General features: G+C 74.1%; 24 protein-coding genes and 2 pseudogenes. 11 read left to right on the top strand and 15 right to left on the bottom strand.

Annotation, left to right across the window (positions count from 1 at the left end; translation table 11 throughout):
• Positions 1 to 165 (top strand): annotated as a pseudogene (locus tag ACFUK0_RS32155) (UDP-glucose 4-epimerase GalE); the annotation flags it as partial.
• Between the two features lie 7 nt (positions 166 to 172).
• Here ACFUK0_RS32155 and ACFUK0_RS32150 read toward each other — a convergent pair.
• The 3 genes from ACFUK0_RS32150 to ACFUK0_RS32140 form a co-directional block, all read right to left on the bottom strand.
• On the bottom strand, positions 173 to 2,143 hold the full coding sequence (locus tag ACFUK0_RS32150) for an FUSC family protein (protein WP_380256049.1): 1,971 nt from the start codon (positions 2,141 to 2,143) through the stop codon (positions 173 to 175).
• Between the two features lie 554 nt (positions 2,144 to 2,697).
• On the bottom strand, positions 2,698 to 4,194 hold the full coding sequence (locus ACFUK0_RS32145; protein WP_380256047.1) for an ATP-binding protein: 1,497 nt from the start codon (positions 4,192 to 4,194) through the stop codon (positions 2,698 to 2,700).
• Complete coding sequence (locus ACFUK0_RS32140) at positions 4,187 to 4,864, bottom strand: response regulator transcription factor (protein ID WP_380256045.1); 678 nt, start codon at positions 4,862 to 4,864, stop codon at positions 4,187 to 4,189. The genes ACFUK0_RS32145 and ACFUK0_RS32140 overlap by 8 nt, the downstream gene beginning before the upstream one ends.
• A gap of 152 nt (positions 4,865 to 5,016) precedes the next feature.
• Here ACFUK0_RS32140 and ACFUK0_RS32135 point away from each other — a divergent pair, with 152 nt between their 5' ends.
• Positions 5,017 to 5,706 carry a hypothetical protein gene (locus tag ACFUK0_RS32135; RefSeq protein ID WP_380256043.1) on the top strand — a complete coding sequence of 230 codons (690 nt, stop codon included), beginning with the start codon at positions 5,017 to 5,019 and terminating at the stop codon, positions 5,704 to 5,706.
• Between the two features lie 23 nt (positions 5,707 to 5,729).
• Here the strand turns inward: ACFUK0_RS32135 and ACFUK0_RS32130 are convergent, their stop codons facing one another.
• Positions 5,730 to 6,278 carry a GNAT family N-acetyltransferase gene (locus tag ACFUK0_RS32130; RefSeq protein WP_380256041.1) on the bottom strand — a complete coding sequence of 183 codons (549 nt, stop codon included), beginning with the start codon at positions 6,276 to 6,278 and terminating at the stop codon, positions 5,730 to 5,732.
• A gap of 303 nt (positions 6,279 to 6,581) precedes the next feature.
• Here ACFUK0_RS32130 and ACFUK0_RS32125 point away from each other — a divergent pair, with 303 nt between their 5' ends.
• The 3 genes from ACFUK0_RS32125 to ACFUK0_RS32115 all read left to right on the top strand — a co-directional run bounded on the left by ACFUK0_RS32125 (position 6,582) and on the right by ACFUK0_RS32115 (position 7,974).
• The gene (locus tag ACFUK0_RS32125) at positions 6,582 to 7,004 is read left to right on the top strand and encodes an STAS domain-containing protein (protein ID WP_380256039.1); all 423 of its coding nucleotides are present in this window, start codon (positions 6,582 to 6,584) and stop codon (positions 7,002 to 7,004) included.
• Between the two features lie 183 nt (positions 7,005 to 7,187).
• Positions 7,188 to 7,658, top strand: coding sequence for a DUF5709 domain-containing protein (locus ACFUK0_RS32120; protein WP_380256037.1), 471 nt, complete (start codon positions 7,188 to 7,190; stop codon positions 7,656 to 7,658).
• Positions 7,659 to 7,773: 115 nt separating this feature from the next.
• Positions 7,774 to 7,974: a hypothetical protein gene (locus ACFUK0_RS32115; protein ID WP_380256035.1), complete on the top strand. Its 201-nt coding sequence runs from the start codon at positions 7,774 to 7,776 to the stop codon at positions 7,972 to 7,974.
• Positions 7,975 to 8,031: 57 nt separating this feature from the next.
• Here ACFUK0_RS32115 and ACFUK0_RS32110 read toward each other — a convergent pair whose 3' ends face one another.
• From ACFUK0_RS32110 to ACFUK0_RS32085, 6 genes are all read right to left on the bottom strand, one after another.
• The gene (locus ACFUK0_RS32110) at positions 8,032 to 8,703 is read right to left on the bottom strand and encodes an enoyl-CoA hydratase-related protein (protein WP_380256033.1); all 672 of its coding nucleotides are present in this window, start codon (positions 8,701 to 8,703) and stop codon (positions 8,032 to 8,034) included.
• A 56-nt stretch (positions 8,704 to 8,759) separates the two neighbouring features.
• Complete coding sequence (locus ACFUK0_RS32105; protein ID WP_380256031.1) at positions 8,760 to 9,350, bottom strand: PadR family transcriptional regulator; 591 nt, start codon at positions 9,348 to 9,350, stop codon at positions 8,760 to 8,762.
• A gap of 56 nt (positions 9,351 to 9,406) precedes the next feature.
• A complete protein-coding gene (locus tag ACFUK0_RS32100) occupies positions 9,407 to 11,440 on the bottom strand; it encodes an FAD-dependent oxidoreductase (protein WP_380256029.1) in 2,034 nt (677 codons plus the stop codon).
• Between the two features lie 130 nt (positions 11,441 to 11,570).
• Positions 11,571 to 12,827, bottom strand: a complete 1,257-nt coding sequence (locus tag ACFUK0_RS32095) for an RNA polymerase sigma factor (protein ID WP_380256027.1) — start codon at positions 12,825 to 12,827, stop codon at positions 11,571 to 11,573.
• Positions 12,824 to 13,147, bottom strand: a complete 324-nt coding sequence (locus ACFUK0_RS32090) for a YciI family protein (protein ID WP_380256025.1) — start codon at positions 13,145 to 13,147, stop codon at positions 12,824 to 12,826. Before ACFUK0_RS32090 ends, ACFUK0_RS32095 begins: the two co-directional genes overlap by 4 nt.
• 118 nt (positions 13,148 to 13,265) lie before the next feature.
• A complete protein-coding gene (locus ACFUK0_RS32085; RefSeq protein WP_380256023.1) occupies positions 13,266 to 13,751 on the bottom strand; it encodes a MarR family winged helix-turn-helix transcriptional regulator in 486 nt (161 codons plus the stop codon).
• 71 nt (positions 13,752 to 13,822) lie between these two features.
• Between ACFUK0_RS32085 and ACFUK0_RS32080 the strand changes: the two genes are divergently transcribed.
• A complete protein-coding gene (locus ACFUK0_RS32080; RefSeq protein WP_380256021.1) occupies positions 13,823 to 15,337 on the top strand; it encodes an MFS transporter in 1,515 nt (504 codons plus the stop codon).
• Between the two features lie 24 nt (positions 15,338 to 15,361).
• Here the strand turns inward: ACFUK0_RS32080 and ACFUK0_RS32075 are convergent, their stop codons facing one another.
• On the bottom strand, positions 15,362 to 15,829 hold the full coding sequence (locus ACFUK0_RS32075) for a Zn-ribbon domain-containing OB-fold protein (protein ID WP_380256019.1): 468 nt from the start codon (positions 15,827 to 15,829) through the stop codon (positions 15,362 to 15,364).
• Between the two features lie 204 nt (positions 15,830 to 16,033).
• On the opposite strand from ACFUK0_RS32075, the gene ACFUK0_RS32070 reads away from it, so the two are divergent.
• The 3 genes from ACFUK0_RS32070 to ACFUK0_RS32060 are packed head-to-tail and all read left to right on the top strand — an operon-like array spanning position 16,034 to position 18,809.
• A complete protein-coding gene (locus ACFUK0_RS32070; protein WP_380256017.1) occupies positions 16,034 to 16,762 on the top strand; it encodes a Mut7-C RNAse domain-containing protein in 729 nt (242 codons plus the stop codon).
• Between the two features lie 57 nt (positions 16,763 to 16,819).
• Positions 16,820 to 17,089, top strand: a complete 270-nt coding sequence (locus tag ACFUK0_RS32065) for a lipopolysaccharide assembly protein LapA domain-containing protein (RefSeq protein ID WP_380256015.1) — start codon at positions 16,820 to 16,822, stop codon at positions 17,087 to 17,089.
• A gap of 49 nt (positions 17,090 to 17,138) precedes the next feature.
• Positions 17,139 to 18,809: a protein kinase gene (locus ACFUK0_RS32060; protein ID WP_380256013.1), complete on the top strand. Its 1,671-nt coding sequence runs from the start codon at positions 17,139 to 17,141 to the stop codon at positions 18,807 to 18,809.
• A 36-nt stretch (positions 18,810 to 18,845) separates the two neighbouring features.
• Here ACFUK0_RS32060 and ACFUK0_RS32055 read toward each other — a convergent pair whose 3' ends face one another.
• Complete coding sequence (locus tag ACFUK0_RS32055) at positions 18,846 to 19,856, bottom strand: DUF2278 family protein (protein ID WP_380256011.1); 1,011 nt, start codon at positions 19,854 to 19,856, stop codon at positions 18,846 to 18,848.
• Positions 19,857 to 20,113: 257 nt separating this feature from the next.
• On the opposite strand from ACFUK0_RS32055, the gene ACFUK0_RS32050 reads away from it, so the two are divergent.
• Together ACFUK0_RS32050 and ACFUK0_RS32045 are read left to right on the top strand one after the other, a co-directional pair.
• Positions 20,114 to 20,671, top strand: coding sequence for a histidine kinase (locus ACFUK0_RS32050; RefSeq protein ID WP_380256009.1), 558 nt, complete (start codon positions 20,114 to 20,116; stop codon positions 20,669 to 20,671).
• 134 nt (positions 20,672 to 20,805) lie between these two features.
• Complete coding sequence (locus ACFUK0_RS32045) at positions 20,806 to 23,721, top strand: ABC transporter substrate-binding protein (RefSeq protein WP_380256007.1); 2,916 nt, start codon at positions 20,806 to 20,808, stop codon at positions 23,719 to 23,721.
• Positions 23,722 to 23,740: 19 nt separating this feature from the next.
• Here ACFUK0_RS32045 and ACFUK0_RS32040 read toward each other — a convergent pair whose 3' ends face one another.
• From ACFUK0_RS32040 to ACFUK0_RS32030, 3 genes and pseudogenes are all read right to left on the bottom strand, one after another.
• Positions 23,741 to 24,577, bottom strand: a complete 837-nt coding sequence (locus tag ACFUK0_RS32040; protein WP_380256005.1) for an NAD(P)H-binding protein — start codon at positions 24,575 to 24,577, stop codon at positions 23,741 to 23,743.
• A 201-nt stretch (positions 24,578 to 24,778) separates the two neighbouring features.
• Positions 24,779 to 26,581 (bottom strand): NAD(P)/FAD-dependent oxidoreductase, encoded by a 1,803-nt coding sequence (locus ACFUK0_RS32035; protein WP_380256003.1) that lies wholly within the window; start codon positions 26,579 to 26,581, stop codon positions 24,779 to 24,781.
• Positions 26,582 to 26,763: 182 nt separating this feature from the next.
• Positions 26,764 to 26,949: pseudogene (locus tag ACFUK0_RS32030) on the bottom strand (2-oxoacid:ferredoxin oxidoreductase subunit beta); the annotation flags it as partial.

Below are 26,949 nucleotides of genomic sequence, written 5' to 3'. Positions count from 1 at the left end.
GAGATCCCCGTCGTCACCTCCGGCCGCCGCGCCGGCGACCCCGCCGTCCTCGTCGCCTCCGCCGAACGCGCCCACCAGGCCCTCGGCTGGCGCCCCAGCCGCCCCGGACTCGACGCCATCGTCGCCGACGCCTGGGAGTTCACCACCAACCGCACCACCACCTGACCCGAGGTCAGCGCCGCGCGGCGGCCGGTGCGACGAGCAGCGAGCCGATCAGGTTCAGCTCGGTGCGGATGTCGCCGAGGGTCCGGCAGTCGACACCGAGGGCCCGGACGGGCACGGCGGCGCGGCCGCCGTCCAGTGCCTCGGCGAGCGCGGCCAGGCCCTCGGTGACCTGCCGGGCGGCCGGCCAGGACGGGCGGGGCCGGCCGTGCTCCAGCCGGACGGCGCAGGCGGTGGCGGCGTCCGCGATCCGTTCGGCCCCCGTCATGACGGCCAGCCAGTCGCGGTCCGCCCCGGTGGCCAGCTCCGCCGTGGTGACCTCGGCGGCCGCCCGGGCCTGGGAGAGCGCGTGGTAGGCGGCCCGGCGCAGATTCGCCCGCTCCTCGGCGTGCCGTTCGCCGAAGGGCTCGGCCAGGACGTGGTCGACGTAGCGCAGGGTGTGGCGCAGCGCGTGGGCGGAGCGGTGTCCGACCCGGGTGCGGGTGTCGGCCAGCCGGGGGAGGCTGCCGACCAGGAGGACGATCGCGCAGGCGATCGCCGTGTCGGCCAGCCGGGAGCCGGCCGCGCGGGTGTCGCCGCCGAGGCCGACGAAGCAGAGCACGGTGACGGTGACCACCGCCGTCTGGAGGGCGAAGTGCCGGGCGGCGAACGGGATCAGGACGCCGCAGCCGACGAGCGCCGCGACCGGCCACCAGCCCGTCAGCGGGCCCACGGCGGTGGCGGCGAGCACGGCGGCGAGGGTGCCGAGGAGGCGGTTGACGGTCCGTGAGAAGAGCGGTCCGTAGTCGGGCTTGACCAGGAAGGCCGCGGTCACCGGCAGCCAGTACCCGTGGTCGGCGTCCAGCAGCAGGGCGACGGCGGCGCTCGCGGTGACACAGACCGCGACGCGCAGCCCGTACTCCCGGCCGGCCGCACTGGCCGGGTGCACGCTGCGCCGCAGCCCCCGCAGCGGGCCGGCGCCGGGGGCCGCGGCGCTCCCGGCGGCCCCGTCGTCCGGCCCGCCGGAGCCGAAGGCGAGGCAGGCCCGCAGGACGGCGTCGTCGAAGGCACTGCGTGCAGCGCTCCCCACCGCGAGCGCGGGCACCGGGCCGGGGGCGGCATCGGCCCGGACGGCCTCGGCGAGCCGCCGCGGCCCGGCGGAACTGCGCGGCGGCAGGCGCTCGCCCTCCCAGAGCAGGGCGACGCTCGCCTCGCACAGGGCCGCCGCGGCGGCGAAGCGGCGGCCGAGCCGGGCCGCCTCCGCACCGGGCCCGACCGGCAGGCGCAGCAGCCGGTGCAGGCGAAGTGCCAGGTCGGCCTGGTCGAGTGCGGCGGTGAGGCGGCGGCGGGCGGCCTCGGCGCCGGGCGTGCCGACGGCCTCCAGGGCGTCGGCGAGGGCGTCGAACACGGCGGCGACGGCCAGCCGCTCGTCACGGTGGCGGCCGCCCGCTCCCGGCCGGGTGCGCGGCAGCAGCCGCAGCAGCAGGAGCCAGCCCGCCCCGGCCAGGAAGTACCCCGCCCGGGCCCACCCGGGCAGCGTGAGCGGCATGCCGCCGCCCACGATCGCGAGGACGAGCAGCTGGACGGCGGCGGCGGAGCTGACCGGTCCGGCGACGCTCACCGCGCCCGACAGCAGGGCGACCACGAAGAACGGGACGAGGGCCCACCAGCCCGGTACCTGGCCGAGGAGCATCCCGAGCAGGAGCCCGACGGCGCCGCCGGCCGCCGGCCCGCCGATCTGTACGAGCCCGAGGCGGCGCGTACCCGGCCGGTCGTTGATCCCGGCGAACATGGCACCGAGCCCGGCGAGCACGCCGGCCTGGTGGTTCCCGGTGAGGAGGGCGACGGCCAGCAGCGGCCCCATGGCCAGCGCCCCGCGCACCATCGCGGGTCGCGGCAGCGGGGCGCGCTGCCAGCGGAGCGGGTGGGCGAGCCAGCCCGGCAGCCGGTCGGCTGATTCGGCGGGAGCGCCCGGTGTCGGTCCGGCGCGGCGTGGGCCCACGGTCCTCCTCGGTCCTCGGTCTCGGTCCTTGATCACGGTGTTCTCGCAGGTTACGCGGGCGATTGGTCGGGACTGCTGCCGCTCGGTTACAGCCGGATGTCGGTCTCCGGGCGAGGCCGGCCGGGCACCCGTACGGCCTGATACCGCGGTACCACGACCGTCGCCAGGTTCCGCCCCGGGTACCACGGGCGGCCGTTCGCGGCCGCCTAGCGTGGAGGGCGAGACGGCTGTGACTCCACCACCGACCACCTTCGGAGGGCGGCGTGAACACCACCACCTGTGTCGTTGTCAGGATCCCCGGGACCAGCCCCGATCCGCCCGTTCCGCCGCCCGCGCCGCCGGCCGGGCCCCCGCGGCCCCCGCGGCGCACCTACCGCCCGGTCGACGGGGCCGCCGTCCGGGCCGAGTGGACGGGCGGTGCGCCGTGGCGGGCACCCGCCGCCGCCCCCTGGACGGCGGCCCGGCCGGTGGCCGCGCGGTCCGCCTGCCCCTGTCCGTGTTCGGCCGCGGCCGGCCCGCCGGCCCGTTGGATGCCGCAGGCAGGCTGAGCGCGGTCAGCCCGGGCCGGTGACGGCTTCGCCGTCCGGGGTGTCCGGGACGTCCGGATCGTCCGGGGCCAGCGGGAGGGTCAGTCGCAGGCAGGCACCGCCGGCCGACGCCACGACGGTGAGGCCGCCGCCGTGGTGCTGGGCGATGTCGCGGGCGATCGGCAGCCCGAGTCCGGCTCCGCCGTGGTCACGGCTGCGGGCGTCGTCGAGGCGGGTGAAGCGCTCGAACACCCGGTGCCGGTCGGCGGGCGCGATGCCGGGGCCGTCGTCCTGGACCTCCAGGACGGCCGTGCGGTCGCCGGTGGTGCGTAGCAGGACCCGCACCGAGGTGTCCGTGTGGCGCTGGGCGTTGTCCAGGAGGTTGGTGAGCAGGCGGGTGAGCCAGAGCGCGTTTCCCCGCACCCGGACGCCGCCCCGCAGTTCGAGCGCGACGGCGCAGCGGTCGGCCGGCCGGTTGCGGACGGCCGTGGTGACCAGCGCGGTGAGGTCGACGGGCTCGCGCGGGCGGTCCGGCGCCGGTGCGAACGGGGAGGCGGCGTCCAGACGGGCCAGCAGCAGCAGGTCGGTGGCCAGGTTCTGCAGGCGGTCGGTGTCCTCCAGGGCGCCCCGGAGGAGTTCGGAGCGCACCTCCTGGTCCGGGTGGGCGAGCGCGACCTCCAGTTGGGTGCGCAGCACGGTGAGCGGGCTGCGCAGCTCGTGGGAGGCGTCGGCGATGAACTGGCGCTGCCGCTGCCCGGCCTCGTCCAGGCGGTCGAGCATGGCGTTCATGGTGCCGGCCAGGCGGGCGATCTCGTCGTCGGAGCGGGGCATCGGCACCCTGCGGTGCAGCGCGCGGCCGCTGATCGTGGCCACCTCGGCGCGGATCGCCTCCACCGGGCGAAGGGCGCGGCCGGTGACCCGCCAGGTGACCAGGCCGACGGTGAGCAGGAGCAGCGGGCAGGCGACGGCGAGGGCGGCGACGGTGGTGTCCTCGGCGGCGTCCGCGGCCCGCAGCGAGGTGCCGGCCCTGACGGTAAGGACGCCGTCGGGGGTCGCCACGCCCACGGTGACGATCCGCTCGTGCCGGTCCCCGTCCGTGGGGTCCGCCCGCGAGACGGTGCGGGCGGCCCGGGAGCCGGGCACGGGCGCGGGCTCGGGCGCGGGCACGGGTTTGACGGGTACGGCGTGGTCGCCGAGGTTCTGGCTGGCCGCCCGGACGGTGCCGCGGGCATCGACGACCTGGATGAAGTCCGTGCCGTGGGCGAGCGGGAGCACGGGGGTGAGCCGGCCCTCGGCCGCGAGCCGGGCCACGGACTCGGCCTGCTGCCGTACGCCGTCCTCGGCCGTCCGCAGCAGGTTGACGTGCAGCAGGGTGAGCAGCGCGACCGAGGCGCCGGTGAGGGCCGCGGCGACCACGGCGCACGCGGCGGTCGTGGCGCGGGCGCGGACGGAGGTGGGCGCGAGCCGGCGAACCGCGGCCAGGACGCGCCTGCGGCGGGATCCGTCGCCGGCCGGGTCAGCCACCGTCCGCCGCCAGCCGGTAGCCGGCGCCGCGCATGGTCTGCACCGCGGCCCGCCCGAACGGGGTGTCGATCTTCCGGCGCAGTGCGCTGACGTGCACCTCGACCACGTTCGGGTCGCCGTCGTGGCCCAACTCCCAGACCTGGTCGAGGATCTCCCGCTTGGAGACCACCGCGCCGGCCCGCAGGGCGAGGTGCTCCAGGACGGCGAACTCGCGGGCCGTCAGGCGGGTCGGGGTGCCCGCCCTGGTGCAGGTCCGGGCGTCGGAGTCGATCACCAGGTCCCCCAGGACGAGGACGTTCGGGCGCCTTCGCCCGACCCGGCGGGCCAGTGCCCGCAGCCTGGCGACCAGGACGAGGAAGGAGAACGGCTTGGAGAGGAAGTCGTCGGCGCCGGTGTCCAGGGCCTCCGCCTCGTCCCACTCGCCGTCCTTGGCGGTCAGCATGAGGATCCCCGCCTGACTGCCCGCCGCGCGGAGCCGGGCGCAGACCCGGTAGCCGTCGAGGCCGGGGAGCATGATGTCGAGCACGATGACGTCGTACGCCTGTCGGTCCGCCAGGCGCAGTCCCTCCAGGCCGTCGTGCGCCACGTCGACGTGGAATCCCTCGGCCTCCAGGCCGCGCCGCAGGGCGAGGGCCAGGCGCCGCTCGTCCTCGACCACCAGTACATGCATGGCCCCAGGGTGGCAGGCCGCACCGGCGGCCGACGACGGGGGTGCACCCGGTGGCGGGCTTCGGTGGCGGGCTTCAGCGGAGCTTCAGGAACGGTGGACGATCCTGTGACCCTGCAGGCCGGTCCCGGTCCGGCCGCGAGAGGAGCTGCCCGATGTCCGAGTCCGAGTCCGACACCTCCGCGACCTCCCCCGTCTCCCCCGTCTCCCCCGTCTCCCCCGAAGGAGCGCCCGGGGCGGGCAAGCCGGCCCGCCGGGTGCTGTCGGGGCGCTGGATAGGCGGCCGGCGGGCCCGCTGGGTCACGGCCGGCGCCGCGGTGGTCCTGGTCGGCGGGTCCGCGCTGGGCGTCGCCGCCGCCGTCCACGAGCACGAGGATCACGGCGACGTGCGTCGCTCGGCCCGCGGCCTGGGCGACGAGGGGCCGCTGGGCGGGATCCGCGCCGACCGGCACCTCGGCGGCAAGCCCGAGATCATCGGCGAGGGTCCTGTCCAGGGTCCTGGCCAGGGGCGTGAGCAGGGGCGTGCGGTCGGCCGCGCGAAGGGCGCCGAGGAGAACGGTCCTGGGAACAGGGCTGCCGGCAGGCCCGCCGGGGAGGGCCGGGGCAACGGCCTCGCACCCGCGCCGCTCCCGGCGGTCACGGCCGTGCAGGCGGCGGAGAAGGCCGCCGCGGCCGTTGCGGACGGCCGGGTGGAGTCGCTGAGCACCGTGGCGCAGCAGGGCGGCGGCACGGGCTGGCAGGCCGTGGTGCTGGGCCCGGACGGCGTCCGGCACCGGGTCACCGTCGACGGCGCGAGCGGGCAGATCACCGGCAACACGGTCGAGGACGGCCGGACCGCGCGCTGACCCCCGGCGAGGACGGCCGGAGCTCAGCGCGTCCGCAGCGAGGCGGCGTCGGGCCAGACGCAGCGGAGCTTGTCCGGCCGTCCGTGCAGCCGGGACGGGTCGCCGCCGGGCGGCGGCACCGGGACCTTCTCCACGCAGGTGCCGCCGAGGGCCCGGTAGAACTGCTGGGCGGCGGTGTTCTGTTCATGCACCCAGAGGTACACGGACGCGGCCGTCGCCCGCTCGGCGGCGGCCGCGGCGCCCCGGGTGAGGAGTGCGGTGCCCAGGCCGGTGCGCCGGCGGTCGTGGGTGACGTGCAGGTTGTCGATGAGGCTGCCCCACCGGTCGTCCTGGTCCAGGACGACGTGCACGAAGCCCGCGAGGCCGGCGTCGTCCTCGGCGAGCAGCGTCAGGCTGTGGCCCGGGGCGGCGAGCCGGGCCGACCAGACGGCCAGGCGGTCGGCCGCCAGGTCGCCGTCCAGGAACGCGTCGGCGTAGGCGCCCCGGTAGTGCCGGCGCCAGCTGTCGGCGTGCAGCAGGGCCACCTGCTCCGCGTCCTCGGAACCTGCCGCACGCAGCCGCAGCGATGTCATGCGTCCCTCTCCCCACCTCGTGGCCGCGACCGAGCGTCAGGCCCGCCCACCCCGGTCGGGTGGCAGGCTAGACCGGGTGGGCTGATGGCGTCCAAGGGGTTTCACACCGGCTGCGCGGCTGCGGCAGGTCCGCCGGTCCGAGGGCGGTGAGCCGGCGCTCCTCCAACTGCTCGGGCGCGGCGCCCGCGGCCCCGCCCGACGCCGACGGGCCTTGAGCGGGCACCCCCTGCGGGTGCACCATGGGGACACACCCGGACAACCCGCCTACTTCAACGCGTCGGCTTCCTACCCAGGAGCGTTGCGATGATCCCCGAACTCGACTCGCTCACCGGCGGGTACGGCATCGCCGGCATTCCGCTGCCCACGGAGACCCCCGTACCGGGGCCGGCACCCGCCCGGGTGGTCCTCAGCGCCGGGGGCGGCCGCCCGGTGCTGGCCGTCGCCGGCGAACTGGACATCGCCGTCGCGGACCAGGTGGCGGCGGACCTGCGCGGGCATCTCTCCCGGTGCCCGGTCGGCGAGGTCGGGCTCGACCTCTCGGGCGTGTCCTTCTGCGACTGCGGCGGCCTGCGCGCACTCCTGTCCGCCCGCAAGCACGCGGCCCGCCAGGGCTGCCGGCTGCACCTCGACCGGGTCAGCCGGCCGATGGAGCGGATCCTTCGCCTCACCGCCACCCGGGACCTGTTCGAGGCCCGCCGGCGGCAGCCCGTCGCCCGGGCCGCCTGACCGCGCCGCCGGCTCCGAGGAATCCGGCTCCGGAGACTCCGGCGCGGCGACGGTGCGTGACCGGCCGGCCGCGTGAAACGGCGCCCACCGCCGCTCGCCGCGCCGGGACGCCCGGGGTGTTCCAGTGTGGAGGGGCGGGCACCCCGGCGGCCGGGGGCCGCGAACCGTACGGAGGAGCCGACCATGGCTGACGAGAACAACGCCCGGGGCGACGACGTCTACCAGCCCGACGGCAGTGAGGTCACCGATGACGAAGGCATCCTCGACCCCGCGGACACCCTGCTCGACCGGGGGCCCGATCCCTACGACGAGGGCTGGTCACCGCCGGAGCGCCCGCTCGCTGTCGACCGCCTCGGCACCACACTGCGGGAGCAGCAGGAGGGCGAGAGCCTGGACCGGCGGCTGTCCGAGGAACTGCCCGATCCGGCCCTGGTCCGGGACCTGGTCGGCGACGGCATCGGCGACACCTCCGACACGGACGGCGAGCCGATCGACGGCGAGGTCGGGAACCGGCGGGCCGGGCGCCTGGTCGCCCCGGAGGGCCGCTACCAGGACACGCTCGCCGACGACGTCGGCATCGACGGCGGCGCGGCCTCCGCCGAGGAGGCGGCGGTGCACGTCGTGTCCGAGGAGGAGGACCTCGCGGGATTCTGAGGCCCGCGCGCGGCGGCCGGCCGAGGACCGGCCCGGCTTGCGATCCGCCGACGCGGGGAGGAACGTCGGCATTGCCCCCAGAACATCGGTACTGCCCACCAATCGAGGAGGCGGGATGAACACTCAGTCCGACCCGAACGCAGAGCCGGAGCGCCCGACGCCCGACGCCCTGCTGCACACCGGCTCCGAGGGCGCCGTCACCGCCGAGGACGTGGTGCTCGCCTCCGGGCGGGACGTCACCCCGGCCAGCCTCGCCTGGGCCGAGGACAAGCTGGCCCGTGAGGGCAAGGCCGCCCTGGACAAGCTGCTTCCCTGACCGCGCCGCGCCGCGCCCCGGGCCTGGCCCGGGGTCGCCGGCGGCGGGTGGTCCGGCTCAGCCGAGCGGGATCTCCTTCTCGCGCAGCGCCTCCAGGGCGGGGGCGTACATCCGGGCCTTGATCGTGCCGAGCGTCGGACCGGCCTTGGCGGCCTGGGCGCGGGCGATCCCGACGGCCGTCCGGAGGACGGCGTCCTCGCCCGTCGCGTGGTCGACGATCGCGGCGGCCAGCGCGTCCTGTCCGCCGTAGCGGCGGGCGGTGACCATGGCCTCGTGCGCGGTCTGCGGGGTCAGCCGGGCCTGGATGAGCGCGGACATGCCCGTGGTGAAGGGGATGTCGATCTCGGCCTCGGGCAGGCACCAGTAGCCGCGGTCACCGCGCATCACCCGGAAGTCGTGCGCCAGCGAGAACATCGCGCCCGCCGCGAAGGCGTGGCCCTGCACGGCCGCCACGGTGACCACGGGCAGGGTCAGCATCCGGGCCAGCAGCCCCTGGACGCCGGTCAGGTAGTCGTTGGCCTGGTCCGCGTGGGCGAACAGCCACTCCAGGTCCAGCCCGTTGGAGAAGAACCTGCCGCTCGCCGCCGTCACCAGCGCCCGTGGCCCCTCGGCCTGCTCGACCTCGTCCAGCAGGGCGCCCACGGACGCGACCCAGTCGGGGTGGAAGCGGTTCTCGGTGCCTCCGATGTCGAGTACGAAGACATCGTCCTGGCGGTCCAGCGTGGGCATGACTGCTCCTTCGCGGCACTCGATGCTACTCATCGGTAACCTGACTGGACGGCATGCTACCCGGATGCCGTCCCACTGTCCGCCCCCGGGCCGGAACGAACCGGGCCGCCGCCCGTACCGGGCGCCCCCAACGTGCTCCGGACCTCGGTCAGCCAGGCGATCCAGAAGGTCTCCAGGCCGATGCCCGCCTGGAGCACCAGATGCTGCAGGCGGTTCTCGCCGGCCGCCCGCTCCGGCGGGAAGTCGTGCTCCTCGATGGCCAGGTACTGGGCCAACTGCGCCCGGTGCAGGCCGAGATGACGATCCACCTCGGCCTCCAGGCCGTCGGTTCCCACCACCACCGCCGCACGCAACCGCAGCAGCATCGCATCCCGGACGGGCCTGGGGTCGTGGCTGCCGGCCGTCCAGCCCGCGAGTTCGGCGCGGCCGGCGGGCAGCACCTCGTACTCCTTGCGGCGGCCCTGGGCGGGGGGCCCGGGGATCGCCCGGATCTGGCCGACCTGTTCGAGCTTGGCCAGCTCGCGGTAGATCTGCTGGTGCGTGGCGGGCCAGAAGAAGCCGATGGACTTGTCGAAGCGGCGCGTCAACTCCAGGCCCGAGGAGGGTTTTTCCAGCAGGGCGGTGAGGATGGCATGCGGCAGCGACATGGGCGGCGGGGCCTCTCCGGGGTGTTTGTCCTGGCAGGGGGCATCCTAGGGCGCCGTCAGATGGCGGCGGCCAACTCGGTGCCCTGGCGGATGGCGCGCTTGGCGTCGAGCTCGGCGGCGAGGTCGGCGCCGCCGATCAGGTGCGGGGTGCGGCCGGCCGCGAGCAGCGCCTCGTACAGGTCGCGCCGGGGCTCCTGGCCGGTGCACAGCACGATGGTGTCGACGGCGAGGAGCCGCTGCTCCCCGCCGAGGGTGAGGTGCAGGCCCCGGTCGTCGATCCGGTCGTAGCGGGCACCGGCGACCATGGTGACGCCCCGGTGCCTGAGTTCGGTGCGGTGGATCCAGCCCGTGGTCTTCCCCAGGCCCGCGCCGACCTTGCCCTCCTTGCGCTGCACCAGGTGGACGGTGCGCGGCGAGGCGCTGCGGCGGGGAGCCGTCACCCCGCCGGGCGTGCGGTGCTCGCGGTCCACGCCCCACTGCGCGAGGAACCGGTCGGCCCCGCCTGCTCCGCCTGCTCCGTCGCCGGGCGCCGGGCCGGTGAGGTACTCGGCCACGTCGAAGCCGATGCCGCCGGCGCCGAGGATCGCCACCCGCTCCCCCACCTCGGCCCTGTCGCGGAGCACGTCCAGGTAGCTCAGCACGCTCGGGTGGCCGACGCCCGGGATCGCCGGGGTGCGGGGAGTGACACCGGTGGCGAGGACGATCTCGTCGAAGGTGCCACCGGCCAGATCCCCGGCGGTCACGGTGGTGGAGAGCCGGACGTCGACGCCGTGGGCCCGGAGCTGGTGGCGGTAGTAGCGGATCGTCTCGTCGAACTCCTGCTTGCCGGGCACCCGGCGGGCGATGTTCAGCTGGCCGCCGATCTCGGCGGCGGCGTCGAAGAGGGTCACCTCGTGCCCCCGCCCGGCGGCCGTGACGGCGAAGGCGAGCCCGGCCGGTCCGGCGCCGACCACGGCGATCCGCCGGCGCCGGCGGGTCGGGCCGAGCACGAGTTCGGTCTCGTGGCAGGCGCGCGGGTTGACCAGGCAGGAGGTGATCCGCCCGCTGAAGGTGTGGTCGAGGCAGGCCTGGTTGCAGCCGATGCAGGTGTTGATGGCCTCCGGGCTGCCGCTGCGGGCCTTGGCGACGAAGTCGGGGTCGGCGAGCAGCGGGCGGGCCAGTGAGACCAGGTCCGCGTGCCCGTCCGCGAGCAACTGCTCGGCCAGTTCCGGGGTGTTGATGCGGTTGCTGGTGACCAGCGGGATGCCGACCGCGCCCATGACCTTCTTGGTGACCCAGGTGTAGGCGCCGCGCGGCACCGAGGTCGCGATGGTCGGGATCCGGGCCTCGTGCCAGCCGATGCCGGTGTTGATGATGGTGGCGCCGGCCGCCTCGACCTCCCGGGCGAGCGTGATCACCTCGTCGAGGGTCGAGCCGCCGGGGATCAGGTCGAGCATGGAGAGGCGGTACATCAGGATGAAGTCGGGCCCGGTCCGCTCGCGCACCCGACGGACGATCTCGACCGGGAAGCGCATCCGGTTCTCGTACGAGCCGCCCCAGCGGTCGGTGCGGTGGTTGGTCGGCGCGGCGATGAACTCGTTGATCAGGTAGCCCTCGGAGCCCATGATCTCGACGCCGTCGTAACCGGCCCGCCGGGCGAGCACGGCCGCGCGGGCGAAGTCCTCGACGGTCTGCTCGATCTCGTCGCCGGTGAGCTCGTGCGGGGTGAACGCGCTGATCGGCGCCCGCAGCGCGCTGGGGGCCACCAGGTCCTCGTGGTGGGCGTAGCGGCCGAAGTGCAGGATCTGCATCGCGATCTTCGCGCCCGCGCGGTGGACGGCGTCGGTGACGACCCGGTGCTGCTCGGCCTCGGCCTCGGTGGTCAGCTTGGCGCCGCCGGCCCAGGGCCGGCCCTGCTCGTTGGGGGCGATGCCGCCGGTGACCATCAGGCCGACGCCGCCCCGGGCGCGCGTCGCGTAGAACTCGGCCATCCGCTCGAAGCCGTTCTCGGCCTCCTCCAGCCCGACGTGCATGGAGCCCATCAGCACGCGGTTGGGCAGCGTGGTGAAGCCGAGGTCCAGGGGGCTCAGCAGGTGGGGATAGGCAGTCATCCGGTCTCTCCTCGGGCCGTGTCCGCCTCGCCGTGGGGCTGTCGCAGCTCGGAAGCGGTTACCACACGGTAGGCGACCGGACGCCGCTTATGCAATCAGTTGCATAAACGGGCGCAGCGCAGCCTTCGTGCTACCCGCCCTGCGGCGGGGGATCCTGCCCCAGCCGGTCGCGGCGGCGGGTCAGGTGGGCGATCTCGGCGGTGTTGCCCGCCAGCTCGATGGCCCGGTCGTAGGCCGCGCGCGACCGCGGACCGTCGCCCAGCCGGCGCAGCAGGTCGGCGCGCGTCGCGTGGTAGGCGTGGTAGCCGGCCAGCCTGTCGTCGAGCCGGTCGACGGCCGCCAACGCCACCTCGGGCCCGTCCAGCTCGGCGACCGCGATGGCCCGGTTGAGCGCGACCACCGGCGACGGATCGAGGCGGACGAGCTGGTCGTAGAGGGCGACGACCTGCCACCAGTCGGTGTCGCGCACGTCACGGGCGGAGGTGTGCACCGCGTTGATCGCCGCGAGGATCTGGTAGCGGCCCGGAGCCGCACCGGCGGCCAGCCGCTCGCGTACCAGCCGGTGGCCCTCGGCGATCAGCGCCGTGTCCCAGGCCCCGCGGTCCTGCTCGTCGAGGGTGACCAGTTCGCCGCCCGGCGAGACCCGGGCGTCGCGGCGGGCCTCGACGAGGAGCATCAGCGCCAGCAGCCCGGCCGCCTCGCCGTCGTCCGGCAGCAGGGCGCGGACCAGCCGGGTGAGCCGGATCGCCTCGGCGGTCAGCTCGTGGCGCACCGGACCGGTGCCTGGGCCGGTGGCCAGGTAGCCCTCGTTGAAGACGAGGTAGAGGACGGCCAGTACGCCGGACACGCGCGCCGGGAGGTCCTGCGCGGACGGGACCCGGTAGGGGATGCGCGCCGTCTTGATCTTGGCCTTCGCGCGGGTGATCCGCCGGCCCATCGCGGTCTCCTGCACCAGGAAGGCCCGGGCGATCTCGGACACGGTCAGTCCGCCGACCATGCGCAGGGTCAGCGCCACCCGGGTCTCCATGGCCAGCGCCGGGTGGCAGCAGGTGAAGATCAGCCGGAGCCGCTCGTCCTCGACGGCGCCGGGGGGCGCGGGCGGTTCGTCGTCGTACAGCAGCTGAGCCTCCTCCTGCTTGTCGCCGCGCCTGTTCTCGCGCCGGACCCGGTCGATGGCCTTGCGGTGGGCGGTGGTGGTCAGCCAGGCACCGGGGCCGGGGGGCACGCCGTCGACCGGCCACCGCTCGACGGCGGTCGCGAACGCCTCGGCGGCCGCCTCCTCGGCGATGTCGAGGTCACCGAAGCGCCGGGCCAGGGCGGCGACCACCCGGGCCCACTCCTCGCGGTGGGCCCGGGCGACCGCCTCCCCGGCGTCGGTCGCGCTCACAGGAACGGCCGCACCTCGACCTTCCGGTTGCAGGCCTTCGACCCGTCGGCCGCCAGTTCGAGCGCCACGTCGAGGTCGGCGGCCTGGATGATCCAGAAGCCGATGACCAGCTCCTTCGACTCCACGAAGGGCCCGTCGGTGAGCAGCGCCTCCGTACCGCGGTTGTCGATCACCGTGGCCGTGTCGGGCCCGCCGAGGCCGCCGGCGAACACCCAGTTGCCCCCGGCCCGGAGGCGGTCGTTGAAGATGTCGATCGCGGCCTCCTCCTCCGGGGTGCCGGTCTCGGTCGTGTCGCTGATCACGGAAACCAGGTACTGCATCTCGCATCATCTCCTGCGCTCCGGGAACGCCCCTCGCGGGCGACCCCTCACCTGTACTACGAACGTCCGCGCCCGGATCCGACAGCGCCGCCCCGGGAATTTTCGGGACGGCCGAGTACTAGCTGGTGGCGCGGTCGTAGACGCCGACCATGCGCTCCAGGAAGGCCGACACCGCGGCCGTCTCCTCGGGCGTCATGGCCGCGGCGAGTTCCGCGACGCCGTGGATCAGCGGCTCCACGTACTGGTGGGCGGTCGCCTCCCAGTCGTCGGCGGGGGCGACGATCACCTTGCGCCGGTCGGTGGGGTGCGGCTGCCTGGTGGCGTGGCCGGAGGCGACGAGGCGGTCGATCACCAGGGTCATCGCCGCGGTGGAGGTGTCCAGCCGGCGGGCGAGGTCGCTGGGGGTGGCCGGACCGACGTTGACGAGGTGGTCCATCACCGCGAGCCCGGCGGCGTCCACGTGCAGCCGCCTGCCCAGGTGCCGCTCGAAGCGCTGCTGGCGCACGGTCAGCTGCCGCATGCGGTCGCGGAGGACGCCGACGGGGGCCGGAGCGGGAGCGGGGGCTGCGGGCGGGCCCGGGGGAGGGTCCTGGTTGACATCCATGCGGCTCAGGATACTCTCGATATTGCCAATAATATTGGCAACTGAATTGGTAACCAATGATCCGAGGTAACATGGCTTCCGACCCTGTCGCGACACCCGTCGAGACACCCGTCGAGACACCCCGCGCGGCCCCGCACCCGGGGCGGTGGCTGATCCTCGCGGTGATGCTCGTCGCCGAGGTCATGGACCTCCTCGACGCGTCCATCGTCAACGTGGCCGGACCCGCCCTGGAGCAGTCGCTGGGCGCGAGCCCCGTCGGCCTGCAGTGGGTGATCGGCGGCTACGCGCTCACCCTCGGCGCCGGGCTGGTGCTCGGCGGCCGCCTCGGCGACCGCTTCGGCCGGCGCACGATGTTCCTGATCGGACTGGCCTCCTTCACCGCGACCTCCCTGCTGTGCGCCGTCGCGCCGAGCATCGAGGTCCTGATCGCCTGCCGGCTGCTCCAGGGCGCCGCCGGTGCGATGCTCCTCCCGCAGGGCCTGGGCCTGCTGCGGGAGAACTTCTCCGGCGCCGAACTCACCAAGGTGTTCGGCATCTTCGGGCCCGTCCTCGGGCTCGGCGGCATCATCGGGCCCGTCCTCGGCGGCGGCCTCATCTCCGGCGACCTGTTCGGCCTCGGCTGGCGTTCGGTCTTCCTGGTCAACCTGCCGATCGGCCTCGCCGCCCTGGCCGTCGCCGCGAAGGTCGTCCCGAAGCGGCCGGGCGACCGCACCCTGCGGATCGACACCGTCGGCGCGGCCCTGGTCGCGGTCTCCTGCGCCCTGCTCGTGCTGCCCCTCAACCAGGGGCAGCAGGACGGCTGGCCGCTGTGGACCTGGCTCAGCCTGGCCGCCTCGGCCGTCGGCTTCGGCCTCTTCGCCGCCCAGCAGCGGCGCACCGCCGTACGGGGGCGCGAGCCCCTGGTGGCCCCCGCCCTGCTGCGCAAGCGCGCGTTCACCGTGGGGCTCGGCGGGATCGCGCTGTTCTTCGCCGGACTGGTCGGCAGTCAGCTGGTGCTGACCCTCTATCTGCAGATCGGCCGCCAGTTCACCGCCGGCGAGGCCGGGCTGGGCAACCTGCCGCTGGCCGTCGGGACGGCGATCGGCGGCGCCGTCAGCGGTGCCTTCCTGGCCGAGCGGATCGGACGGTCGGTGCTCCAGGTCGGCCCGGTCGTCCAACTGGCCGGCGCGGCGCTGCTCTGGTTCGAGCTCGACGACTCCGGATCGTTCTCGATCTGGGGCATCGTGCCCGGTGTCACCGTCTGCGGCATCGGCGCCGGCCTGGTGATCGCCGCCCTGTTCAGTTTCGTCCTGGGCGCCGTCGACGACGACGAGATCGGCTCGGCCTCGGGTGTCCTGTCCGCCGTGCAGTCGGTCGGCGGCTCCATCGGAGTCGCCGTGTTCGGCTCCGTGTTCTTCGCGCAGGCCGAGGCGGGCCGCTTCAGCGAGGGGTTCCACCACGCGCTGCTCGTCCAGGCCGGCCTGCTCACCGTCTTCCTGGCCCTGACCGTCCTGCTGCCCCGGACGGCCCGGGCCGAGGAGTTCGCGCCGGACGCCGGGCCGGTCGGCGAGAGCGACTCCGGGCTTCAGCGGGCGACCCTCGGGTAGTCCCGGCGCGGCGGCCGCGCCGCGTCAGGCGCCCCAGGCCCCGGGGCCGCCGTGCACCGGCCGGACGACGGCCGGCGCACGGCCGCCCGAGTGGCCGCCCGAGTGGCCGGCGAAGCGGTCGGACGACGTCCGGAAGGTGAGCAGCCGGCCGGTACCGGCACCGGTCGCCAACTGGACCCTGGTGCCGGCCGCGACGGCGCCGGGAAGGTCGCCCAGTACGGCGGCCCGGACGGTGAAGCCCTCGTCGAGCGCGATCGCGTACGGCGTCAGGCGGTACAGCCCGCGCGGCCCGGCGGGCAGCCGGCGCAGCACGGTACCGGCGCCGGAGCTTCGCTGTTCGGCGAGGTCGGCCGATCCGCAGACCGGGCAGAGCAGACAGGTCGGCGCCGAGGCGGCCCGGCACCAGCGGCAGCGCCGGTACGCCAACTCGGCGCCAGGGGCGTCCGGTTCGGCAGTGGGAGCGGCGGCGACGGGAGCGATGAGGAGTTCCATGGCGACTCCTTGTGGAGTGGGGGAAGCAGAGCGAGGGGGCCGGCCCGCCGGACTCCTCGTACCTGGCCGGGTGCACGTGCGTCACGCACCCTCGGCGACCATAAGGCACCGAGTGCCACTCGGTAAAGGCACTCAGTGCCTCGAAGGGCGGAAGCGGCCGGAAAACGCTGGCAGCGCCGCCCCCCGCCCTGGCATGCTGGCGGCGTGGAAAGACCGGAGATCTGGATCGGATTCGCCCCCGAGCTGCACGTTTTCGTCGCCTCGGCGCACCGCGCGGAGCGGTCCCGGGTGCGCACCGACGGCGCCTCGACGATCGGCCACCTCGTGGAATCCCTCGGCGTACCGCTCACCGAGGTCGGCACACTGCTCACCGGCGGCCGGCCGGTGCACACCTCGCACGTCCCCCGCGACGGGGACGAGGTGTCGGTGCGCGCCGTCAGCAGGCCCCAGCAACTCGCGGGCCCGGCCCGGTTCCTGCTCGACGTCCACCTCGGGACGCTCACCAGGCGGCTGCGGCTGCTCGGCATCGACGCCGCCTACGAGAACCCCGACATCGGCGACCCGGCCCTGGCCGCGCGCTCGGCCGCCGAGCAGCGCGTGCTGCTCTCCCGCGACCGCGGGCTGCTGCGGCGCCGGGAGCTCTGGGCGGGCGCCTACGTCTACAGTCACCGCCCGGCCGACCAGCTGAAGGACGTCCTCTCCCGGTTCGCTCCCGAACTCGCGCCCTGGACGCGGTGCACGGCATGCAACGGGACGCTCCGCACCGCCACCAAGGCCTCCGTGACCGGGCAGCTCCAGGACGGCACCGAGCGGGCGTACGACGTGTTCGCGCAGTGCACCGCCTGCGAGCAGGTCTACTGGCGGGGCGCCCACCACGCCCACCTGAACGCGATCGTGGAGGAGGCCATGCGCAGCCCGCTCGGTGCGGGCTGACCCGCGGGCACGCCGCCCGAACAGGACCGACCGGCCGGATCGCGCCATACTGAGGACATGGCGCAGAACACACCTCCGCCCCACGCCCCGCCGACGATCACCGTCAAGGGCCGCAACATGCGGCTGCGGACCATCGGGATCGCCGTGCTCGCGGTACTCGCCGTCTGGTTCATCGCCGCGAACACCGGATCCGTCTCGATCAAGCTGTGGGTCGCCACCGTCACGATGCCGCTGTGGGTCGTGCTCACCGTGACCCTGCTCGTCGGCCTGCTGATCGGCTTCTTCGTCGCCCGCCGGCGGGCCGCGGCCAAACCGGCCAAACGCTGACACCGGCCCCTTTTGGGACTGCCTCACCGCGCCCCCTACGATGACGGCCATGAACACTGGGGGGCCGGGCACTCAGCTCGTCGACGGTCGGTTCGAACTGCTGGAACGCCTCGGCGGCGGCGGCATGGGCCTGGTCTGGCGGGCCCGCGACACCGCACTGCACCGCGAGGTCGCCCTGAAGGAGGTCCGGCCGCCCGATCCGGTGATGCTCGACGGCGACCCGAGGGCCGCGGCCGTCCTGCGCGAGCGGGTGCTGCGCGAGGCCCGTTCGCTGGCCCGGCTCAACCACCCCAACGTGGTGACGATCCATCACATCGTGGACGTCGCCGAGTACCCGCACCCCTGGCTGGTGATGGAGCTGGTCACCGGCGGCTCCCTGCACGACCGCCTGACCCGGGGCCCCATGACGTCCGCCGAGGCGGCCCGGCTCGGCCGGGGCGTGCTGTCCGCGCTGAGCGCCGCCCACGCGGCCGGCATCCAGCACCGTGACGTGAAACCCGGAAACGTCCTGCTGCGGCCCGACGGCACGCCGGTGCTCACCGACTTCGGCATCGCCGCCCTCCGGGAGTCCACCAGCCTCACCACGACCGGCTCCCTGATCGGCTCGCCGGAGTACATCGCGCCGGAGCGGATCCGCGGCGAGGAGGGCAATCCGGCCTCGGACCTCTGGTCGCTCGGGATGATGCTCTACGTGGCCGTCGAGGGCCACCACCCGCTGCGCCGCGCCACCAGCCTCGCCACGCTGGCCGCCGTCCTGGACGAGCCGCTGCCGCCGGCCGCCCGGTCCGGGCCGCTCGCCGGCGTCCTGTCGGCCCTGCTCGTACGGGACCCGGCCGCCCGCCCGGACGCCGCCCACCTCGACCGGCTGCTGGCCGACGCCGAGCGCGTCACGGCGGACACCTTCCGGCTCCAGCAGCGGCCGGCGCAGCAGGGGTTCCCGGTCGCGCCCGCCGCGCCGTCCGCCGCGCCGTCCGACGCCCCGCCCTCCGGGCCGGTGCCGCAGGACCGGACACCGACCTGGGCGATACCGCAGCCGCCGCGCCCCCGCACCCGGCGCACCGCGCTCCGGTCGGGCCTCGCCCTCGGCGTGGTCCTGGCCGCGGTCGCGGGGTGGACGGTCGTCCAGGGCCTCCAGGACGACTCGCGCACCGGCGGCACCGGCCCGCAGGCCTCCGCCTCCGCCCCCGCCGGCACCACCCCGGTCGTCCCCGTGGCGCAGAGCACGGCACCGCAGGTGCCGCCCCCGAGCAGCACCCCGCCGGCCAAGGCGCCGGCGGACAGCGCGAACCTGCTCACCCCGGCCGGCGTCCGCTCGGTGGTCGCGGCCCTCACCCCGGTGATGGGCGGCACCCAGGTCACCAGGATGACCGTCTACCCGGAGTACGCGTACGCCGAGGCGCCGCTGCAGACGAACCCCAAGCTCTACGACAGGTTCGAGTACCGGGGCGGCAAGGCCGCCCTCACCCCCGGCTTCGGCGGCACCCTGACCAACCAGAAGGCGGTGGACCTCAAGGACGTCGACTGGGACACGCTGCCCGCGCTCCTGCAGAAGGGCGACAACGAGCTCGGCGTCGACAACCCCACCAGCCACTACATCATCATCGACTGGTCCGTGTTCACCAAGGCGCCCGAGATCCTGGTCTACGTCTCGGACTCCTACGGCGGCGGCCACCTGACGGCGGACTTCAAGGGCAAGGTGACGAGGACGTACCCGCGCTGAACGCATCCGGCGTCCGGCGCGGGCGGGGCCGTCCGCTCAGAAGGCGATGCTCTCGCCCTCCCGGGCGGCCTGCCGCTCGGTGTACGCGACGCCGTGGACCTTCAGCCCCGCCGGGTCCAGCAGGGTGATCGCGCCACCGTGGTTGCCGAGCCGGAAGCGGGAGCCGCCGGTCACCACGGTGACGGTCGCGCCGGGGGCGACCCGCTGCCCGGGCAGCGGGAACCGCTGCTTGCGGGTGTCCGCCAGCTGCCAGCCGGCCAGCTCGACCGCGGCCGCCGAGGTGTTGAGCAGGGTGACGGTCTCGGCCTCCGGCTCGGGGCCGGGCGGGTTGACCAGGGCGGCGACGATCCGCAGCGGCTTCGATCCGCCCTGCGGCCGGGGCGGGGCGGTGTCGATCGGATTGCCCGTCACATCGTCGGTGTGGAAGGCCTGCGACTGGAAGGCGAGGAACACCGCCACCCAGCGCCGCTCCGAGGGCAGGTGCACGAGCAGCGCGCCGTCCTGCCGGACGCCGTTGTCCTGGCGGTGGCTGCCGCCGTTGCCCTGGTTCATGTGGATGTCGTGGACGCCGTTGCCCGGCAGGAACCCGAACACCTTGTCCGGCACCTTCGCCTCGGTCGGCCAGCGCTGGCCGAACACCCAGAGCCCCACCGCCGGGTCGGCGATCGCGCGCTCGACGTAGTGGTCCAGCAGATCCGCCAGGTCGTTGTCGACGCCCGGCAGGTCGGGCGGCAGGGTCCGCATCGAGGCCGGGTCGAAGAGGTTGCCCCGGATGAAGTCGAGCCCGCCGCCGTCCGGCGCCGACGACAGCTCCGTCCAGCCCGCGCCCGCCGCCGGGAGACTGCCCGTCAGCGGGTGCCGGAAGTCGTCGGCCACGGCGTACAGCAGCTCGGAAGGGGCCTGGTCCGACAGCACGTTGACGGCCGCCCGGTAGTTCGTACCGGCGTCGTCGCGCAGGTGGATCTGGTAGTGCGGACTGTCGGCCGCACCCTCCCGGCGACGCGCCACAGCGCGGGCGGAGAGCACACCGTAGTGCTTGATGGGCATTGTCGTCCTCGGTCGGGCGCGGATGGCAGCAACCGTGCCAGTATCCCGCCGGCGCACCCCGCCGCGAGGCCGAACTGATCAAGTACCGGCAGGACTTCACCCGTCCGTGGTCGAGCGGTCGCCGGCCGGTCGGCAGGCGGTCATCACGCCCGCACGCGACGCGATCACGACCGCCGCCCACCGGCGCCTCGGGACCGGCGGCGCCCCGACGGACTATCGTGCAGCGAAAGCCCGCAGGCACGTCGAGAGGTCATCCGATGCCGGACTCCCCCACCATGCTGTTCATCACCTTCGACGACGCGGCGGCGGCCGGCGCCGCCTACGAGGAGGTCAAGGAACTGCCCGGAGTGCGGCAGGCGGCCGTCCTGGAGCGGTCGCCCGAGGGCCTGCTCGACGTACCCGAGAGCTGGGTGCACGGAGCCGGCACCCCGACCGTGGTGAGCGGGATCGTCGGCGGCCTGATCGGCCTGATCGGCGGCCCGGTCGGGGTCTTCCTCGGCTGGACGGCCGGTACCGTGCTGGGCGGCGTGGCCGAGATCAAGCGCTTCCAGGACGCCGCCGAAGGCCTTACCGTCTACAGCAGCGGCCTCGCCGAGGGCGGCAGCCTGCTGATCGCCGAAGTCCGGGAGCACACCCCGGACGCCGCCGACGCGCTCGCCGCCCGCCACGGCGGCCGCCTCGTCCGGCGCCCGGCCGACGAGGTGGCCGCCGAGGTCCGCAGCGCCCAGGAGGCGGCCGAGGAGGCCGTCCGCGCGGAGCAGGAACAGCTGGAGGAGCAGGAGGAGCAGAAGCGGCAGCAGGACGGCCACCACTGAGCCCCGGATCCGGCCGCGCCGACGGCCGGATCCGCGGCGCGGCCGCCCGCGGTCACGTCACCGTCTGGTAACGCCCTTGGCGGATCGTCACGTCTGGTCATCGGGCGGCTGCGCGAATCCCTATCGTGTCGGTCGTGACTGAGGCACGTGGCGAGTTGATCGGTGGGCGGTACCGGCTGGTCGAACCCGTCGGGCAGGGCGGAATGGGGCGGGTGTGGCGGGGGCGGGACGAGACCCTGCACCGTGACGTGGCCGTCAAGGAGATCCTGTTCCCGCCCGGACTGAACGACGGTCAACGCGAACTGCTGCTCCAACGGGTGATGCGCGAGGCCCGTTCGGCGGCCGGCCTGAACCACCCGGGGATCATCACCGTCCACGACGTGGCGGAACACCACGGCGCCCCGGTCATCGTCATGGAGTTCGTGGTCGGGGCATCCCTGGCCGCGACGATCCGGGAGCAGGGCAGACTCCCGGTGGAGCGGGTCGCCCGGATCGGCACGGCCATCCTGGAGGCGCTCACCGTGGCGCACTCGGCCGGGGTCGTCCACCGGGACCTCAAGCCCGACAACATCCTGCTCAGCGGCAGCCGGGTCGTCCTCACCGACTTCGGCATCGCCAGCATGGCCGACGCCACGATGGCGCTCACCAGCACCGGAACGATCCTGGGGACCCCGGCCTACATGGCGCCGGAGCAACTGGAGGGCAACCGGGCCGACGCGGCGAGCGACCTGTGGGCACTCGGCGCCACCCTCTACACCGCCGTGGAGGGCGAGGCACCGTTCACGGCCTCGACCCTCACCGCGCTCTACGTCGCGATCCTGACCCGCGACCCCCGGCCGCCCCGGCACGCCGGGCGGCTGGAGCAGGCGCTGACCGGCCTGCTCACCAAGGATCCCCTCCTGCGCGCCACCGCGGAGCAGACCGCCCGGGCCCTGGCGGCGGTTCTCCCCGCACCGGTGGAAACCGCACCGGTGGAACCCGCACGGGCGGAAGCCGGCCCCGGCAGGCCCGCTCCCGCCGACCGGGCACCGGCGGCTCCTGCCCCGACGGCCCGCAAGGCCCCGGCCACACTGCCTCCGGTGCCACCGGCTGAACGGCTGCCGACCGTCACCGACCTGCCGGTGCCCCCGCTCATCCCGCCGGCGCCGCTGCCGGACCGGGCCGCGCCCGGCCCCACCACACCGCTGGACGCCCTCGCTTTCGACACGCTCTCCGCCGGCCGGCCCGCCGGGCCCGCCCGCAGGCCCTCACGCGGACGGACGATCCTGCTCGCCAGTCTGGGCCTGGTCGCCGCCGGCGTCGTACCGACGGTGATCGCCCTCTCCCACCTGCCGGACGGCAACGGCGGAGGCGGGCAGACGCCGCCGGGCGGTGCGTCACCGACCACCGCCGGGCCCACGGCCGGGTTCGACGCGGCGGTGGGCAAGGTGGCGAACCCGTCCGCCGAGAAGGGCGGCACCCTCAAACTCTGGTCGGGCTTCGACCTCGACTCGCTCGACCCGGCCCGCGCCTACTACAGCTCGACGTGGAACTTCGAGCGCTTCTACGCCCGCACCCTGCTGGCCTACGACGCGAAGCCGGGCAAGGAGGGCCTGCAGCTCGTCCCCGACCTGGCCACGGCCCAGCCGGCGGTCTCCGCCGACGGCAGGACGTACACCTTCAGGCTCAGGCCGGGGCTGAAGTTCGAGGACGGCTCGGCGATCACCTCGAAGGACGTCAAGTACGGCGTCGAGCGGGTCTTCGCGCAGGACGTCCTCCCCGGCGGCCCGACCTCACTGATCAACGAGCTGGACCAGGGCCAGAACTACAAGGGCCCCTACACCGACACCGACCCCGGCAGGCTGGGACTGAAATCGGTCACCACGCCGGACGACAGCACCGTCGTCTTCAGCCTGGCCAAGCCGAACGCGGACTTCCCCTACCTGCTGGCCATGGGCTCGGCCTCGCCCGTCCCGCAGAAGCTGGACACCGGCGCCAAGTACGCCGACAAACCCGTCTCCAGCGGCCCGTACAGGTTCAGCTCGGCTCAGCCGGGCAAGGCCTACGAACTGGTCCGCAACGAGAACTGGGACCAGTCCACCGACCCGTTCCGCAAGGCCCTGCCGGACGTGGTCAAGCTGACCATCAGCACCGCCGCCGACGACGTGGACGCCCGTCTGCTGGACGGTTCGGCCGACCTCGACCTGGGCCAGACCGGTCTGTCCCCGGCGGCCAGGGCCAAGGTGCTGGCCGATCCGGGGCTCAAGAAGAACACCGACAACCCGTACACCGGCGCCCTGCGGTACGTCTCGGTGGCCCAGCGGGTCGCGCCGTTCGACAACGTCCACTGCCGCAGGGCCGTCCTCTACGCGGCCGACACCACCGCCCTGCAGACCACCCGCGGCGGCAGCACGGCCGGCTCCCTGTCGGGCTCGATGCTGCCCCCGGACATCCTCGGCTCGGACGACTACGACCCGTTCGGCCTCACCGACGGCAAGCCCGACCTGGTGAAGGCCAGGGAGGAACTGGCGGCCTGCGGCAAGCCGAACGGCTTCAGCACCACCATCGCGGTCCGCAGCTCCAGGCCCAAGGACATCGACTCCGCCACCGCCCTGCAGGCCGCGCTGAAAGCCGTCGGTGTCGACGCCGCCATCGACCAGTACGAGGCCCAACTGCTCTCCTCGGTGGTCGGTGCGCCGAACGTCGTTCACAGCAAGGGCTACGGCCTGGTCGTCATGGGCTGGATCCCCGACTACCCGACCGGCTCCGCCTTCCTGCAGCCGCTCACCGACGGCCGCCTCATCACCGCCACCGGCAACACCAACTACTCGGAGATCAACGACCCGGAGATCAACGGGCTGTTCGACCGGGCCACCGCCGAGCCCGACCCGGCCAAGGCCGGCGAGCTGTACAAGCAGATCAACCACAAGGTCGTCGACGGGGCATACTTCCTGCCGCTCGTCGCGGAGAAGGCGCTGGCCTACCGCAACCCGCGGCTCACCAACGTGTTCGTCAACGACGCCTTCGGCCAGACCGACTTCCAGGCCCTCGGACTCTCCGGCGGCGGGTGACCGGCCACGGCCGCGGGTGTCAGCGGAAGGCCTCCGCGTGCTCCCACGCCCACTGTGCGAACGGCCGCGCCGGCCGGCCGAGCACCGCCTGCACGTCGCCCTCGGGCTTCCCCGGGACGCCGTCCCGGCGGGCCTGGTAGGAGAGCAGGGTGTCGGTGACCGGCCCGGGCAGGAACCGCAGCAGCTCATCGCGTTGCTGCTGGTGGCTGATCGGCGTCACCGCGACGGGCTCGCCGATCGCGTCGGCGATCTGCTCCACCTGCTGGCGCGAGCTGAGCGACTCCGGGCCGAGCACGCGGTAGGCGGTGTTGCGGTGCCCGTCCTCCAGCAGGGCGCGGACCGACACCTCGGCGATGTCCGACTCGTGCACGGGCTCGCCGTAGGCCTCCGGGTAGGCCAACCGCACTCGCCGCTCGGCACGGATCGGGCCCGACCACTGCAGCGTGTTGGTGGCGAAGGCGCCGGGGCGCACGAACGTCCAGTCGATGCCCGAGGCCGACAGGGCCTGCTCCACCACGAGATGGGACCGCGCTATCACGTCCGTCTCGGCGTCCTGGGACTCGACGGAGAGCGAGGAGAGCAGCACCACGTGCTCCACGCCCGCCTCCTTCGCCGCCGCCACGAAGTCCGCGACGCCGCCGCGCACGGCGTAGAGGAAGACCTTGCGCACACCGGCCAGCGCGGCCGGCAACGCCTCCGCGCCGCCGTCGCCGAAGCGGACGCCCTCGACGCCCTCGGGCAGGTCCAGCTCCCCCGGACTGCTGCTGGCGGCCCGCACGGCCTCGCCGCCGGCCAGGAGCTGGTCGAGCACGGCGCGGCCCACCCGGCCCCGCACACCCGTCACCAGGATCGTCACAGTGTCTCTCCGTTCACCGGGCGGACTCGTCGCCGACAGCGCCGGCCGGCGGATGCCTTGACGGTCCGTCAGTCATATTGCCTTGCCGGGCAGCCTAGTTGATTTTCCGGCCGAACTCCCGGCCGGCCCCGGGCACCGGACATGCCGCCGCGCCGCCGGGCTGGTCCTCGGCGGCGCGGCGGCGATCCTCGGGAGGGGCTGCTACCTCCGGGAGTTCCGGTTGCGCAGGATCCGGCCCAGCTTCTTCAGCTTCCGCACGTTGGTGTCCGCGATGTCGAACAGCGTGCCGGCCGTGACGAGGGCCAGGACCAGACTGCCCGAGACGGCCATCACCGGCGGCCGGTACTCGGTGCCCCGGACGGAGGTGAAACCGGGCTCCTTCACGGCCTTGAGGGTGAGGTCCGCCTTCGGCAGCCGGTTCAGGTAGGCCAGCCGCCAGATGCCGGGCAGCGCCGCGTACGCGCGCATGCCGGCCTTGGTCGGCGGGAGGTCCTCGCCGTTCTCCAGACGCCACTTGGCCCTGCGCTCCAGGCCCCGGTGCCAACCCTCCACCAGGCCCGCGACCGTGTGCGGGTCGAGGCGGTGCCAGGGCGCCGACTGCGAGAGGTACAGCCGCCGGGAGAGGCCCTCCCGCAGCCGTACGTGCTCCGCGTTCTCCTCGGCCGTCCGGCCGCCGGTCTCCACCAGCCAGCGGGCCGAGCGGAACCGGCCGAGCATCGCTGCGCCGAACACCGTGAGGTCCAGCAGGTGGTCGAGGATGAAGAAGCGGCTGTCACCGATCGCCGTGCTGTACTTGGAGCGCACCATCGAGCGCATGATCCGCCAGTCCGCGGTCACGGCCCGGTTGACGTGGTCCAGGTACCCCGTGTCCAGGGTGCCTTCCTGGATGTCGCGCTGGGCGATGTTGGCGACGTGCCAGGAGGTGGTCATGGAGAGCGAGATGCCCTGGCTGTAGTACGCGTCGATGATCGACGAGGCGTCGCCGACCATCGCGTAGCGCCGGGGCGAGACGAAGGTGTCGGTGCAGTGCTGGACGTCCTTGTAGGCACTGAACTCGAGGACGTTTTCCTCGGTGAGCCAGTCCAGGATCGGGTAGCGGCGCAGGATCTTCCAGAAAACCTCGCGGGCGTTGCCCTCCTCCGGAGGCCGGCCCCGGTGGTAGGTGACCCCGATGCTGACGCGGTCCCCGCCGAGCCTGATGACCCAGATCCAGTAGTCCTCGCCCCACAGGTGGAGGGTGTTGCGGTCGCGCTGCGCGGTGTCGCCGTCCGGGAAGTGGTACGTCCAGCGCTCGTCGAACAGCTCGTCGGTGCAGTTGGCGAACTGCGCCCAGGCGGCGGTCGTGCTGAACTCCTCGTCGAGCGGGAGGTCGTGGCCGAAGCGGCGGGCCAGCAGCCTCGCCTGGCCCGAGCAGTCGACCATCCAGCGGGCGGAGATCTGCCCGCCCTCCTTCTTGTTGCGCGAGCTCCAGGTCAGGAGGTGGTCGCTGTCGCCGTCACCCAGCTCGACGTCCCGCACCAGACCCCGGTCGAGGAAGGTCAGTCCGTCCATCTTCCGCGCGAGGTCCCGCAGTTCCGCCTCGATCTCGGGCCGGACGATCTGCGCGTCCTGGAACATCACCCGGGGGAAGAGCGGGTTCTCGGCCTTGTCTATCCAGTGCTGGGGCAGCTCGCTCTCGAATCCCCACTCCGAGACGGACTCGTCGAACTCGGTCTTCCCCTCCATGCCGTGGGCCATCCAGAAGCCCGCCTTGGCGAACGACTTGTTCAGGGAGTCGTCCAACTCGCCGAGGACCCGCAGGAAGGCGTTGGAGTAGATCAGCAGCGACTCACCCACCTTGTAGCTGGCGAGCTGCTTCTCGGTGGGCTGGTCGACACAGACGACAGACAGGCCGCGCTTGGCCAGTGCGATGGCATTGATCAGGCCGACCACGCCCGCGCCGATCACACACACGTCCGCGCGGATGGTCTCCTCCGGCGCTGCCGTCTCCTGGTTTGCAGACATGAAGTCTCCTCTGTTGGAGCGGGGCATGCTCGCTGACGCGCGTCAGCACAATGCTGCCGTCCTGGTCGGACATCGTAGGTTTGCCGTTCGGTATCTGACGACTTCGGTATTGCTCGATCCGGCGCCCGCCCGGCGCCGGCAATCTCGTTGTAGGGCAAGGGAATTCGAGTAACACCGGAACGTCAGGCGATGGTCCAGGTGTCGTTGCCGGCGAGCAGGGCGGCGAGGTCGCCCGGCCCCTGCTCGGCGACCGCGCGCTCCAGCTGCTCCGCCATCAACGTGTCGTAGACCGGCCGGCGGACACTGCGCAGGACCCCGATCGGCGTGTGGTGCAGCGCGTCCGCGTCCGCGATCCGGGTCAGCGCGAA

Origin of the sequence: Kitasatospora sp. NPDC057223 (assembly GCF_042669755.1) — a bacterium.
In the GTDB taxonomy this organism is placed as follows: Bacteria; Actinomycetota; Actinomycetes; order Streptomycetales; family Streptomycetaceae; genus Kitasatospora.
This window is presented reverse-complemented; position numbering and strand designations above follow the sequence as displayed.

Bases quoted from the DNA above. Each gene is read 5' to 3' on its own strand.
- ACFUK0_RS32140 (WP_380256045.1), bottom strand. From the start codon at position 4,864: ATGCATGTACTGGTGGTCGAGGACGAGCGGCGCCTGGCCCTCGCCCTG.
- ACFUK0_RS32135 (WP_380256043.1), top strand. From the start codon at position 5,017: ATGTCCGAGTCCGAGTCCGACACCTCCGCGACCTCCCCCGTCTCCCCC.
- ACFUK0_RS32130 (WP_380256041.1), bottom strand. From the start codon at position 6,278: ATGACATCGCTGCGGCTGCGTGCGGCAGGTTCCGAGGACGCGGAGCAG.
- ACFUK0_RS32125 (WP_380256039.1), top strand. From the start codon at position 6,582: ATGATCCCCGAACTCGACTCGCTCACCGGCGGGTACGGCATCGCCGGC.
- ACFUK0_RS32120 (WP_380256037.1), top strand. From the start codon at position 7,188: ATGGCTGACGAGAACAACGCCCGGGGCGACGACGTCTACCAGCCCGAC.
- ACFUK0_RS32115 (WP_380256035.1), top strand. From the start codon at position 7,774: ATGAACACTCAGTCCGACCCGAACGCAGAGCCGGAGCGCCCGACGCCC.
- ACFUK0_RS32110 (WP_380256033.1), bottom strand. From the start codon at position 8,703: ATGCCCACGCTGGACCGCCAGGACGATGTCTTCGTACTCGACATCGGA.
- ACFUK0_RS32105 (WP_380256031.1), bottom strand. From the start codon at position 9,350: ATGTCGCTGCCGCATGCCATCCTCACCGCCCTGCTGGAAAAACCCTCC.
- ACFUK0_RS32100 (WP_380256029.1), bottom strand. From the start codon at position 11,440: ATGACTGCCTATCCCCACCTGCTGAGCCCCCTGGACCTCGGCTTCACC.
- ACFUK0_RS32090 (WP_380256025.1), bottom strand. From the start codon at position 13,147: ATGCAGTACCTGGTTTCCGTGATCAGCGACACGACCGAGACCGGCACC.
- ACFUK0_RS32085 (WP_380256023.1), bottom strand. From the start codon at position 13,751: ATGGATGTCAACCAGGACCCTCCCCCGGGCCCGCCCGCAGCCCCCGCT.
- ACFUK0_RS32080 (WP_380256021.1), top strand. From the start codon at position 13,823: ATGGCTTCCGACCCTGTCGCGACACCCGTCGAGACACCCGTCGAGACA.
- ACFUK0_RS32075 (WP_380256019.1), bottom strand. From the start codon at position 15,829: ATGGAACTCCTCATCGCTCCCGTCGCCGCCGCTCCCACTGCCGAACCG.
- ACFUK0_RS32065 (WP_380256015.1), top strand. From the start codon at position 16,820: ATGGCGCAGAACACACCTCCGCCCCACGCCCCGCCGACGATCACCGTC.
- ACFUK0_RS32060 (WP_380256013.1), top strand. From the start codon at position 17,139: ATGAACACTGGGGGGCCGGGCACTCAGCTCGTCGACGGTCGGTTCGAA.
- ACFUK0_RS32055 (WP_380256011.1), bottom strand. From the start codon at position 19,856: ATGCCCATCAAGCACTACGGTGTGCTCTCCGCCCGCGCTGTGGCGCGT.
- ACFUK0_RS32050 (WP_380256009.1), top strand. From the start codon at position 20,114: ATGCCGGACTCCCCCACCATGCTGTTCATCACCTTCGACGACGCGGCG.
- ACFUK0_RS32035 (WP_380256003.1), bottom strand. From the start codon at position 26,581: ATGTCTGCAAACCAGGAGACGGCAGCGCCGGAGGAGACCATCCGCGCG.